A 12,121-nucleotide genomic window follows, 5' to 3' on the forward strand; every position below is an offset into this window, starting at 1 on the left:
TCACTCGGCCGCGTCGGGCAGCCGAACCGGGCTGTCGTCCAGCTTGGTGTTCTCCAGCTCGACATTGAGGCCCAGAGAACGCATTTCCTTGACGAGAACGTTGAAGCTCTCGGGGATGCCGGCCTCGAACGTGTCGTCGCCTCTGACGATCGCCTCGTAGACCTTGGTGCGGCCGGCAACGTCATCCGACTTCACCGTCAGCATCTCCTGCAGCGTGTAGGCGGCGCCGTACGCTTCGAGCGCCCAGACCTCCATCTCGCCGAAGCGCTGGCCACCGAACTGCGCCTTGCCGCCCAGCGGCTGCTGGGTAACGAGCGAGTACGGCCCGATCGAACGCGCGTGGATCTTGTCGTCCACAAGGTGGTGAAGCTTGAGCATATATATGTAGCCCATCGTCACCTTGCGATCGAACGGCTCGCCGGTGCGTCCGTCATATAGCTGCGACTGACCGCTGGTGTGCAGGCCCGCCTGCTCCAGCATGATGTTGATGTCGGCCTCGTGCGCGCCGTCGAACACCGGTGTCGCGATGGAGACGCCGCGGCGCATCTGCTCGCTGAGGCGAACGACGCTCTCGTCGTCATAGTCGCGGATCGGCTCGTTGCGGTCGTTCGCCGGCATGAAGCTCTCGAGTGTCTTGCGCAGCGGCTTGATGTCGCCGCCTGTCTTGTACGCGTCGATCAGCTCGCCGATCTTCCTGCCCATTCCGGCGCAAGCCCAGCCCAAATGCGTCTCCAGGATCTGGCCAACATTCATGCGGCTCGGCACACCCAGCGGGTTGAGCACGATATCGGCATGCGTGCCGTCCTCGAGGAACGGCATGTCCTCGACCGGAACGATCCGCGAGACGACACCCTTGTTGCCGTGCCGGCCGGCCATCTTGTCGCCGGGCTGCATCTTGCGCTTCACGGCCACGAAGACCTTGACCATCTTCATGACGCCGGGAGGCATCTCGTCGCCGCGCTGGACCTTCTCGACCTTGTCCATGAAGCGCTGTTCGAGCGCCTTCTTGGAATCGTCGTACTGGCCACGCAGGGCTTCCAGTTCGCTCTGGAGCTTTTCGTTCTCCACCGCAAACTGCCACCACTGCGAACGCGGATACTCGTCGAGCGTGTCCTTCGACAGCTTCGAGCCCTTCTTGAAGCCCTTCGGCCCGGCAATCGCGTCCTTGCCGACGAGAACGTCGGACAGGCGCGAATAGACGTTGCGGTCGAGGATCGCCTGCTCGTCGTCGCGGTCCTTGGCGAGGCGTTCGATCTCCTCGCGTTCGATCGCCATGGCGCGCTCGTCCTTCTCCACACCGTGGCGATTGAAGACGCGCACTTCGACGACGGTGCCGAAGGTTCCGGGCGGCATGCGCATCGAGGTGTCGCGCACGTCCGATGCCTTTTCGCCAAAGATGGCGCGCAGAAGCTTTTCTTCCGGCGTCATCGGGCTTTCGCCCTTCGGTGTGATCTTGCCGACCAGGATGTCGCCCGGCTGCACTTCCGCACCGATATAGACGATGCCGGCCTCGTCGAGGTTCTTCAGCGCTTCTTCCGAGACGTTGGGAATGTCGCGCGTGATCTCCTCCGGCCCGAGCTTGGTATCGCGCGCCATGACCTCGAACTCCTCGATATGGATCGAGGTGAAGACGTCGTCGGCGACGATGCGCTCGGACAAGAGGATCGAGTCCTCGTAGTTGTAGCCGTTCCACGGCATGAACGCGACCAGCACGTTGCGGCCGAGCGCCAGATCGCCGAGTTCGGTCGAGGGACCGTCGGCGATGATGTCGCCCTTGTTGACCCGGTCACCCATGCGCACCAGCGGACGCTGGTTGATGCAGGTGTTCTGGTTCGAACGCTGGAACTTCATCAGCCGGTAGATGTCGACGCCCGACTTGCCGGGATCGAGATCTTCCGTGGCGCGGATAACGATACGCGTCGCGTCCACCTGGTCGACGATACCGCCGCGACGGGCGCCAATGGCGGCGCCCGAGTCACGGGCGACGATCGGCTCCATGCCGGTGCCGACAAACGGCGCTTCGGCGCGCACCAGCGGCACGGCCTGCCGCTGCATGTTCGAGCCCATCAGAGCGCGGTTGGCGTCGTCATTCTCGAGGAACGGGATCAGGGCCGCTGCCACCGACACCATCTGCTTCGGCGACACGTCCATCAGATCGACGTTTTCGCGCGGCGCCATCATCACTTCGCCGGCGTTGCGGCAAATGACGAATTCGTCGACGAAAGCACCATTCTTGTCGAGCTCGGCATTGGCCTGCGCGACGTGGTGCTTGGCCTCTTCCATCGCCGACAGATAGACGACCTCATTGGTCAGCTTGCCGTTGACGATCTTGCGGTACGGGCTCTCGATGAAGCCGTACTTGTTGACGCGCGCGAAGGTGGCCAGCGAGTTGATCAGACCGATATTCGGGCCTTCCGGCGTCTCGATCGGGCAGATGCGGCCGTAATGCGTCGGGTGCACGTCGCGCACCTCGAAACCGGCGCGCTCGCGGGTCAGACCACCGGGTCCAAGCGCCGAGAGACGGCGCTTGTGGGTGATCTCCGACAGCGGGTTGGTCTGGTCCATGAACTGCGACAGCTGCGAGGAACCGAAGAACTCGCGCACGGCGGCAGCCGCCGGCTTGGCGTTGATCAGGTCCTGCGGCATCACCGTGTCGATCTCGATCGAGGACATGCGCTCCTTGATCGCGCGCTCCATGCGCAGCAGGCCGACGCGGTACTGGTTCTCCATCAGCTCGCCGACCGAGCGCACGCGGCGATTGCCGAGATTGTCGATGTCGTCGATCTCGCCCTTGCCGTCGCGCAGTTCGACCAGTGTCTTGACCACGGCCAGGATGTCGTCCTTACGCAGCACGCGGACGGTGTCCTCGGCCTTGAGTTCGAGGCGCATGTTCATCTTGACGCGGCCAACGGCCGACAGATCGTAGCGCTCGCTGTCGAAGAACAGCGAGTTGAACATGGCTTCGGCGGTTTCGAGCGTCGGCGGCTCGCCGGGGCGCATGACGCGGTAGATGTCGAACAGCGCGTCCTGGCGGCTCTCGTTCTTGTCGACGTTGAGCGTGTTGCGGATATAGGCGCCGACATTGACGTGGTCGATGTCGAGAACCTTGATCTCGTCGTCGCCGGCGCTGAGAAGCACCTTCAGCGTCTTTTCGTCGATCTCGTCGCCGGCTTCGAGGAAAATCTCGCCGGTCGCGTAGTTGACGATGTCCTCGGCAAGGTAGTTGCCGAGCAGGTCCTCGTCCGTCGCCTTGATCGCCTTGAGACCCTTTTCGCCGAGCTGGCGGGCCTGGCGGGCAGTGATCTTCTTGCCGGCCTCGACGACGACCTCGTTGGTGTCTGCATCGACCAGGTCGCCAACGGCCTTGAGGCCGCGGAAACGCTCGACGTTGAACGGGATGCGCCAATGGTCGCCGGCGCGCTTGTAGGTGATCTTGTTGTAGAAGGTCGACAGGATCTCCTCGCCGTCCATGCCGAGCGCCATCAACAGCGACGACACCGGAATCTTGCGGCGACGGTCGATGCGGGCGTGCACGACGTCCTTCGAGTCGAACTCGATGTCGAGCCACGAGCCTCGATAAGGGATGACGCGCGCGGCAAACAGCAGCTTGCCCGACGAATGCGACTTGCCCTTGTCATGGTCGAAGAAGACGCCCGGCGAACGGTGCATCTGCGAGACGATGACACGCTCGGTGCCATTGACGATGAAGGTGCCGTTCAAGGTCATGAGCGGCATGTCGCCCATGTAGACGTCCTGCTCCTTGATGTCCTTGATCGACTTGGCGCCGGTATCCTCGTCGATATCGAACACGATGAGGCGCAGCGTCACCTTGAGCGGCGCGGCATAGGTCAGGTCGCGCTGACGGCATTCGTCAACGTCGAATTTCGGCGCTTCGAACTCGTACTTCACGAATTCCAGCATCGAGGAGCCAGAAAAGTCGGAGATCGGGAAGACCGATTTGAAAACCGCCTGCAGTCCCTCGTCAGGACGCCCGCCCTTGGGCTCCTCTACCATCAGGAATTGATCATAGGATGCCTTCTGAACCTCGATCAGGTTCGGCATCTCCGCAACTTCCGGAATCTTTCCGAAGAATTTGCGTACGCGTCTGCGGCCATTGAAAGTTTGTGTCTGGGCCATCGTCGCTCCTTAGCTCGATTCTCGGGACGAGCCTCGCCGCGGCTCGCCTTGCATTCTCGGCCACCTCGGCGGCGGCCTTTTATTTGTTCACCCGCCACCCTGTCGGTGGCCGGCCAAAACGGGAGAAAACCCGTTTCCTGAAGGCCGGTTTACGGCCCTCAGGAAAGAGGTTTTCGTACTCTTCGCGTTACGCAGCCTCCCTTCGCGCCAAGGGAGTGGCGGACGGCGCGAAGCCGCCCGCCGATATCAAACGCTTACTTCAGTTCGACCTTGGCGCCGGCTGCTTCCAGCTGGGCCTTGAACTTGTCCGCGTCGGCCTTGGAAACGGCTTCCTTGACCGGCTTCGGAGCCGCCTCGACCAGGTCCTTGGCTTCCTTGAGACCAAGACCGGTGATGGCGCGAACTTCCTTGATGACGTTGATCTTCTGAGCGCCCGCCTCGGTGAGGACGACGTCGAATTCCGTCTTTTCCTCGACCGGAGCAGCAGCAGCCGCCGCACCGCCAGCGGCGGCAACCGCCACCGGAGCAGCAGCGGAAACGCCCCACTTTTCTTCCAGAAGCTTCGACAGCTCGGCCGCCTCGAGGACGGTCAGCTTCGAAAGGTCGTCTACGATCTTTGCCAGATCAGCCATTGCTATATTCCTTCATAAGGTTCGAACGTGTGTTTGTGATAGCGAGGAACGGCCTCATGCCGCCTCGTCCTTCCGGGCGTAAGCGCCGATGACACGCGCGACCGAAGCCGCAGGCGCATTGACGATCTGGGCGATCCGGGTTGCCGGCGTGGCGATCATGCCAACCAGCCTGCCGCGCAGCTCATCGAGCGACGGAAGTGTGGCGAGTGCCTTCACACCGTCGGCGTTGAGCGAGGTGGTGCCCATTGCGCCGCCGAGAATGACGAGCTTGTCATTTCCCTTGGCGAAATCGGACGCGACCTTCGGCGCCGCAATCGGATCCTCCGAATAGGCGATCAGCGTCTGTCCCTTGAACAGGTCGATGATCGATGCGGAGTCCGTGCCCTGAAGAGCGATTTTGGCGAGACGGTTCTTCGCGACTTTGACGGTGCCACCGGCGACACGCATTTTCGACCGAAGGTCGTTCATTTGCGCGACGGTGATACCGGCGTAGTGGGCCACGACGACTGAACCAGCGCCCGAAAACGCTTCATTCAGGCCCGTGACGAGTTCGCGTTTTTCCGCTCTGTCCACTGCCTATCTCCAGTTTGACCCCTGCCCCATTACGAGGACAGGCGTCGGGTTGCCTTTTGCCGGTCGGGCCATCCAGTAACGGATCTCCCGAACGACGCTCGAGGATCCTGCCCCCTTTCGCCACACCAGCCGGCAAGCCGAATAGTGCGCAGACAAAAGGCAAACACGGTTCGAACCTTTCATTGGAGCATGTCGCTCCGTTGTCCGGTCTTCACCCGTCTCATGCAGGCCCACATGAATTAAGGCCCCCCTTGAACTAAGGCTTGGGGCCGCCCGCAATCTCGGACAGGATGTCCGGAAGCCTTCCGACTTCCGGTACCGGGCCGCCAAAATAAATCGGAGGCCCGGAATCTGTTTGCGGATCGGCCCTTAGCGGCCGATCCAAATGGTTCGTATCAGGACGCCGCCAGCGTCGAGACGTCGAGCTTGAGGCCCGGGCCCATCGTCGAGGTGACCGACACCTTCTTGACGTAGTTGCCCTTGGCGCCAGCCGGCTTCGCCCTGTTCACCGCGTCGGCGAAGGCGCGGACGTTCTCTTCCAGCGCCTTGACGTCGAACGAGATCTTGCCGACGCCGCCATGAACGATGCCGGCCTTCTCGACGCGGAACTCGACCGCGCCGCCCTTCGACGCCTTGACGGCGGCGGTAACGTCGGTCGTGACGGTGCCGACCTTCGGGTTCGGCATCATGCCGCGCGGGCCGAGCACCTTGCCCAGACGGCCGACCAGCGGCATCATGTCCGGCGTGGCGATGCAGCGATCAAAGTCGATCGTGCCCTTCTGGACGATGTCGACCAGATCCTCGGCGCCAACAATATCGGCACCGGCGGCCTTGGCTTCCTCGGCCTTGTCGCCACGCGCGAAAACGGCGACGCGGACGGTGCGGCCGGTGCCGTTCGGCAGATTGACCACGCCACGGACCATCTGGTCGGCATGGCGCGGGTCGACACCCAGGTTCATCGCGATTTCAACGGTCTCGTCGAACTTCACCGAGGACCGGTCCTTGAGCAGCTTCAGCGCCTCACCCAAGGCATAAGCCTTGTTGGGATCGATGCCTTCACGGGTCTTCGATACACGCTTTGCAATCTTTGCCATGATCTCAGCCCACCACTTCCAGACCCATCGAGCGGGCGGAGCCCTCGACCATGCGCATGGCCCCCTCGATATCGGTTGCGTTCAGATCCTTCATCTTCTGCTCGGCGATGGCGCGCACCTTGTCGCGGCCAATCGTGCCGGCCTTGACCTTGCCCGGCTCCTTCGAGCCCGACTTCAGGTTCGCGGCCTTCTTCAGGAAATAGCTCACCGGCGGCGTCTTCATGACGAAGGTGAACGACTTGTCCTGGTAGTAGGTGATCACGACTGGAATCGGCGATCCCTTTTCCATTTCCTGGGTCTGCGCGTTGAACGCCTTGCAGAACTCCATGATGTTGATGCCGCGCTGACCAAGCGCCGGTCCGATCGGGGGCGACGGCGTAGCCGAACCCGCGGAAACCTGGAGCTTGAGCTGGCCTGCAATTTTCTTAGCCATCTCTTTCCTGCCTTTGTCTCATGCCGGCCCCACTATCTGGGCAACACCGGCGGTTGCAGTCTGGTGGTGCGGTTCCTGCGGCCGGCTAAAGCCGCATTCGCCTCCCACCCGTGTTGGCCGCGCGATTTCCTCGCCGCCTCCCCTCACCGCCGAACGGCGACAGGGATTTCGGATCAGCCCTTTTCGACCTGCCCGAATTCGAGATCGACCGGCACGGCGCGCCCGAAGATCGAAACTTCCACCTTGAGCCGCGCCCGCTCCTCGTCCACTTCCTGGACGAAACCGTTGAACGACGCGAACGGACCGTCCGAGACGCGGATCGCCTCGCCGATCTCGAAAGTGACTGACGGCTTCGGCCGCTCGACGCCCTCCTGAACCTGATTCAGGATGCGCTGGGCCTCGGTCTCGGTGATCGGCACCGGCTTCGAGTCACCCAGGAAGCCGGTGACCTTCGGCGTGTTCTTGACGAGCGAGAACACTGCGTCGGTCAGGTTGGCCTTCAAGAGCACGTAGCCCGGGAAGAACTTGCGCTCGGCATCGACCTTGCGGCCGCGGCGTATCTCGACGACCTTCTCGGTCGGCACGACGATCTGCTCGATGTCAGCGGACAGGCCTTTCTGTTTGGCCTTGTTCTCGATGTCCTCGGCGACCTTTTTTTCAAAGTTCGAATAGGCGTGGACGATGTACCACCGCGCAGTCATTTCAAGACTTCTCCGTAATCGCCGGACTTAGCGTCCGATGCCCAGAATCTGCTCGACCGCGAGGCCCATGAGCTGATCGGCGGTAAAGAAAAAGATCATCGCGATCACAGCGAACGCCAGGACCATCACCGTCGAGATCATCGTTTCGCGCCGCGACGGCCAAGTCACCTTGGCGGTCTCCGAGCGAACTTGCTGGAGAAAGACGAATGGATTTGTGGTTTTCGAAGCCATGTGCCGCTCTGTCTGCAAGACCCGTTGACCGGATCTCCTGGATGATCCCGCTGGCCGGGATGTGCCGCCTGAGCCTGTGTTCGCGCCGAATCAGCGCAATCATTTCGCCCATGCAAATCGGACGCGTAAAGCCGGCTTCCCAGCTCCACGCGTCGCGTGTCTGTTTCGTCTACATAAAACCGATTCTTGATCCACGCAAGTGGCAAGTGTCCGCTTTATGACCAAACGCCGCCTCGGAACCATCCAGTCGTCCCGTCCCGGCTATGGCCTCTTATGTCTCAAGACAGCCTATATGGCAAGTCACCGGCGGATTTTCAAAGGGCCAATGCGTGGAAGCCCAGACAATTTTCATGAATCGGCCATTCCGAAAAATGGCACGGGTTTCATGAATTGGCCATTTCGAAAAATGGCACGGGCAGCAGGGCTCGAACCTACGACCTGCGGTTTTGGAGACCGCCGCTCTACCAACTGAGCTATGCCCGTATCGTGCGCACGTCAGCGCAGCAGGCGCTTCCTAAAAGCTTCCGTGCGCGCTGTAAAGAGCAGTCTGATCTGATCGTTCCATTCCTGCCCGCTTTCAGCATCAGGTCGGAAATCTTCGTGGCAAGTCGGGATCATCCGCCCAACGGCAGCTTGTACGGTCCGCCGGGCACGCCCCAGCCCCAGGCCGGCATCGGCTCGGTCTCGGGATCGCAGGTCTCGCTAAGGTTGGAGTTCATCTTCGCCAGCCGCGACCCCCATTCGACATAGGCCATGAAAGCCGAGCGGAATTCCGGATCGTCCGGCAATCCTACTTCATCAGCGGCGTCCGCCAGAAGATCGATCCAGCGGCGGCGCTGTTCCTCGCTCAGATGCTTGTCGAGATGATGCATGACCATCTCGCGGTGGCCGCCATGCTTCTCGCTGTAGGTTTTCGGTCCGCCAAAGACCTCGCCGATGAAGGCCGCGACATGGGCGGGGTGATCCGGCGACATGTTTTTGAACACCGGGCCGACGATGGGATCCCGGAACACCTTGCCGTAGAAGGTTTGGGTCAGGCGATTCAGCGCTTCGGTGCCGCCGGCCCATTCGAACAATGTCGGGATACCCTGGCTCATTCTCGATCCTCGACTGGCCGGACTGTCAATTGCTTCGAACGATAGCGGAACTATCGAAGGTTGCTCAACCTGCCTCCATGGCCAGCTTGGGCCGGCTACGGTGCCTGTGCCTTACAACTTGACCGGCGCCTCGGCCTGAACCTCGGACGTCGACACCACGCGGCAATTCCCCGGCACCGGCTCCGACTTGCAGATGGTCGGACCGGTAAATTCATCGACCGATTCAAGCCCGGTCGTCAGCCCGACTTTCACCATCATCTCGGGTTCGAGCTGCCGAGGGCGCGAGGCCGGCACCGACCGCATCGCCGCCAGCAGGCCGGGTCCGACTGTCATGTCTTTGAGATAGGTTTTTACCCGCTGCTCCAACCCCATCGAGTGCACGGTCAGCTGCGCGCGAGGACCGACAAGGCGTCTGACACCGCCGGCAAGCATGATCGGACAGGCTGCGCCGCACTCGCCGCTCGCATCGATCGAGAGCCCGACATAGATGCCATTCTCGGCGGTGCAATCCGCCTTGTCCGGCTCGCATCCAATGAAGTCCGTCCGCGCAACCGCCACGTCGAGCTTGCGTTCTCGGATCAACCTTCCAGCGGCCAGGGCACCGAGCACGTCACCTCCCGGCGAGTTGATCACCAGGGGCAGTCGCCGATCACCGATCGTGTCCAGCAGTTGGCGCAGCCGTTCCGGCGTTTGAGCGCTAATCGTGCCTTCCGCCGAGATCCATTCGGGACAGTTGGGATCGCAGAGTAAACTTCTGCCGCGAACCAGAACGAAGCGCATATCTCCAACATCGGCCCGCTGCACGGTTTCGGGTTCGACCGGCGCGGCGGGAGCGGGCTTGGCGTACGCCACCACGTGGCCGGCTGGCGCCGGTATTTCCCTGCAGTTCGCAGCCACCGGATCGGTGTTGCATAGGGTTGCCGCGGTCAGCAGGTCGACGGCATCCAGGCTGGTAACCAGCTTCGTCTGCAGCATGTCGTAGGGAGCCAACTGCTGGATGCTGCTGGCCGGCGTGTTCTTCATCGTCTCGAGCACGGCCTGGCCGACGCCCATTTCCTTCAGATACGCCGCCAGTCTTTTCTCCACCGACTTGCTCATCTCGTAGGTCTTGTAGCTGCCGGCGTTCTTGCGGCTGATGACCTTCTTGTCGATGATCTTCTTCTTGCCTCTCACCACGCGGTAGGTGGTCCGGTATTGCAATTTCGTCCGAATGTAGGTCGTGGTGATCTGATGAACGCCGAGATGGGCCCATTGCCCGACCACGCGCCTGATGCCGCCGGCAAACATCAGCGGGCAAGCGGAATTGCAGATGGCGCCGTCAGCATAGGCATTGCCGAAATAGCGAGCGGCCTTGCCGTCGTTTTCCGTGCAGTCCTTGGCATCGGGCTGGCAACCGGTGAACCGGGTCTTGCCGACCGCGATATCGAGTTTGTTCTTGCGGATCAGCCGACCAAGCGCCAGTGCCGCATCGACATTGCCGCCGGGAGAATCCACGACAAGAGGCAGTTTTCGGCGGCCGAGCACCTTGAGCGTGCGCTTGAACAGGGCCGGCGTGCGGGCTTCTATGGAGCCTTCAGCGGATATCCATTCCGGGCAGGTCGGTTCGCAACCAGGCGCGCTGCTGCGGACGACGACAAACCGCATCGTTGGACCAACATCCGACGCGGATTTTTTTGTATTCGCCGCGAAGGCAGCTTGTTCCATGCCAAGGAACGACGCCAGGCAGATCACCCCAAGCATCCACCATGTCTGGCCATTCAGACGGCGCCATGGAACCATTCGGGCAAACCCCCCGCAATGCAAGCTATCCTAACGCACGACCCCCAAAAACGTAACCGATTTTCGCTGGCGATCATGCGCAATATCAACGTGCTACAGCGCCCTTCGCGCGCACGAACAACGCCCGGCGCTGTAATTGAGCTTTGACGGGCTCGCAACAAGGTTTTGCGATGGCGCCGCAGGCACTCGGCTGTGCTAAAAAAAGCAAAAAGGGCAGCCCGAGAACTGCCCTTCCGCATCCGATCTGACCGGCAAATGCCGGTGTCGATTACTCTTTGATGGTGACGACGATGCCGGCACCGACGGTGCGGCCGCCTTCACGGATGGCGAAGCGCAGCTTCTCTTCCATGGCGATCGGCACGATCAGCTCGACATCGACGGTGATGTTGTCGCCAGGCATCACCATTTCGGTGCCTTCCGGCAGCGACACGATGCCGGTCACATCGGTCGTGCGGAAATAGAACTGCGGACGGTAGTTGGTGAAGAACGGCGTGTGACGGCCGCCCTCGTCCTTGGTCAGGATGTAGGCTTCGGCGACGAACTTCTTGTGCGGCTTGACCGTGCCGGGCTTGGCCAGAACCTGGCCGCGCTCGACACCTTCGCGGTCGACGCCGCGCAAGAGCGCGCCGATGTTGTCGCCGGCCTGGCCCTGGTCGAGCAGCTTGCGGAACATCTCGACGCCGGTGCAGGTCGTCTTGGTGGTCGGACGGATGCCGATGATCTCCAGCTCCTCGCCGACCTTGACCACGCCGCGCTCGACGCGGCCGGTCACCACCGTGCCGCGGCCCGAGATCGAGAACACGTCCTCGATCGGCATCAGGAACGGCTTGTCCAGCGGACGAACCGGCGTCGGGATGTAGTCGTCGACCGCAGCCATCAATTCGCGGATCGAATCCTCGCCGATCTTCTTGTCGGAATCTTCCAAAGCGGCAAGTGCCGAACCCTTGACGATCGGAATGTCGTCGCCGGGAAACTCGTTCTTGGTCAGCAGCTCACGCACCTCGAGCTCGACCAGCTCGAGCAGCTCGGCGTCGTCGACCTGGTCGACCTTGTTCAAGAACACCACGATCGACGGCACGCCGACCTGACGGGCCAAAAGGATGTGCTCGCGGGTCTGCGGCATCGGGCCGTCGGCGGCCGACACAACCAGGATCGCGCCGTCCATCTGCGCGGCACCGGTGATCATGTTCTTCACATAGTCGGCGTGGCCCGGGCAGTCGACATGGGCGTAGTGGCGGTTGGCCGTCTCGTATTCGACATGCGCCGTCGAGATGGTGATGCCGCGCGCCTTCTCCTCGGGCGCCGCATCGATCTGGTCGTAGCGCTTGTATTCGCCAAAATACTTGGTGATCGCCGCCGTCAGCGACGTCTTGCCATGATCGACATGGCCAATCGTGCCGATGTTCACATGAGGCTTTGTACGCTCGAATTTACCTTTTGCCAT

10 protein-coding genes and 1 tRNA gene are annotated in these 12,121 nt (G+C 61.8%); all 11 read right to left on the minus strand.

All coding sequences use genetic code 11. The features are described from left to right. The 11 genes from rpoB to tuf all read right to left on the minus strand — a co-directional run bounded on the left by rpoB (window position 1) and on the right by tuf (window position 12,121). Window positions 1-4,137, minus strand: a complete 4,137-nt coding sequence (gene rpoB / locus ACWTU8_RS10165; protein WP_455847983.1) for a DNA-directed RNA polymerase subunit beta — start codon at window positions 4,135-4,137, stop codon at window positions 1-3. A 254-nt stretch (window positions 4,138-4,391) separates the two neighbouring features. Next, entirely contained in the window at window positions 4,392-4,769 is a 378-nt protein-coding gene (rplL, locus tag ACWTU8_RS10170; protein WP_023680442.1) for a 50S ribosomal protein L7/L12, read from the minus strand. 54 nt (window positions 4,770-4,823) lie between these two features. Continuing rightward, complete coding sequence (rplJ, locus tag ACWTU8_RS10175; RefSeq protein WP_065011395.1) at window positions 4,824-5,342, minus strand: 50S ribosomal protein L10; 519 nt, start codon at window positions 5,340-5,342, stop codon at window positions 4,824-4,826. Between the two features lie 395 nt (window positions 5,343-5,737). Then, window positions 5,738-6,436 (minus strand): 50S ribosomal protein L1, encoded by a 699-nt coding sequence (gene rplA / locus ACWTU8_RS10180; RefSeq protein ID WP_292310375.1) that lies wholly within the window; start codon window positions 6,434-6,436, stop codon window positions 5,738-5,740. A 4-nt stretch (window positions 6,437-6,440) separates the two neighbouring features. Beyond that, complete coding sequence (gene rplK / locus ACWTU8_RS10185; RefSeq protein WP_029352163.1) at window positions 6,441-6,869, minus strand: 50S ribosomal protein L11; 429 nt, start codon at window positions 6,867-6,869, stop codon at window positions 6,441-6,443. Window positions 6,870-7,042: 173 nt separating this feature from the next. Continuing rightward, window positions 7,043-7,570, minus strand: coding sequence for a transcription termination/antitermination protein NusG (gene nusG, locus ACWTU8_RS10190; RefSeq protein WP_006202141.1), 528 nt, complete (start codon window positions 7,568-7,570; stop codon window positions 7,043-7,045). A 27-nt stretch (window positions 7,571-7,597) separates the two neighbouring features. Then, entirely contained in the window at window positions 7,598-7,801 is a 204-nt protein-coding gene (secE, locus tag ACWTU8_RS10195) for a preprotein translocase subunit SecE (RefSeq protein WP_029352158.1), read from the minus strand. 407 nt (window positions 7,802-8,208) lie between these two features. Further along, window positions 8,209-8,284, minus strand: a tRNA-Trp gene (locus ACWTU8_RS10200). A 131-nt stretch (window positions 8,285-8,415) separates the two neighbouring features. Beyond that, window positions 8,416-8,898 carry a group II truncated hemoglobin gene (locus tag ACWTU8_RS10205; protein ID WP_455847984.1) on the minus strand — a complete coding sequence of 161 codons (483 nt, stop codon included), beginning with the start codon at window positions 8,896-8,898 and terminating at the stop codon, window positions 8,416-8,418. Window positions 8,899-9,009: 111 nt separating this feature from the next. Further along, entirely contained in the window at window positions 9,010-10,677 is a 1,668-nt protein-coding gene (locus ACWTU8_RS10210) for a hypothetical protein (RefSeq protein ID WP_455847985.1), read from the minus strand. Window positions 10,678-10,945: 268 nt separating this feature from the next. Next, window positions 10,946-12,121: an elongation factor Tu gene (gene tuf / locus ACWTU8_RS10215; RefSeq protein WP_029352152.1), complete on the minus strand. Its 1,176-nt coding sequence runs from the start codon at window positions 12,119-12,121 to the stop codon at window positions 10,946-10,948.

Source organism: Mesorhizobium sp. BHbdii (assembly GCF_053848045.1).

Excerpts from the sequence above, each read along its gene's own strand:
- ACWTU8_RS10210 (WP_455847985.1), bottom strand. The coding sequence starts at position 10,677 with ATGGTTCCATGGCGCCGTCTGAATGGCCAGACATGGTGGATGCTTGGG.
- rplA (WP_292310375.1), bottom strand. The coding sequence starts at position 6,436 with ATGGCAAAGATTGCAAAGCGTGTATCGAAGACCCGTGAAGGCATCGAT.
- tuf (WP_029352152.1), bottom strand. The coding sequence starts at position 12,121 with ATGGCAAAAGGTAAATTCGAGCGTACAAAGCCTCATGTGAACATCGGC.
- rplK (WP_029352163.1), bottom strand. The coding sequence starts at position 6,869 with ATGGCTAAGAAAATTGCAGGCCAGCTCAAGCTCCAGGTTTCCGCGGGT.
- nusG (WP_006202141.1), bottom strand. The coding sequence starts at position 7,570 with ATGACTGCGCGGTGGTACATCGTCCACGCCTATTCGAACTTTGAAAAA.
- secE (WP_029352158.1), bottom strand. The coding sequence starts at position 7,801 with ATGGCTTCGAAAACCACAAATCCATTCGTCTTTCTCCAGCAAGTTCGC.
- rpoB (WP_455847983.1), bottom strand. The coding sequence starts at position 4,137 with ATGGCCCAGACACAAACTTTCAATGGCCGCAGACGCGTACGCAAATTC.
- ACWTU8_RS10205 (WP_455847984.1), bottom strand. The coding sequence starts at position 8,898 with ATGAGCCAGGGTATCCCGACATTGTTCGAATGGGCCGGCGGCACCGAA.
- rplL (WP_023680442.1), bottom strand. The coding sequence starts at position 4,769 with ATGGCTGATCTGGCAAAGATCGTAGACGACCTTTCGAAGCTGACCGTC.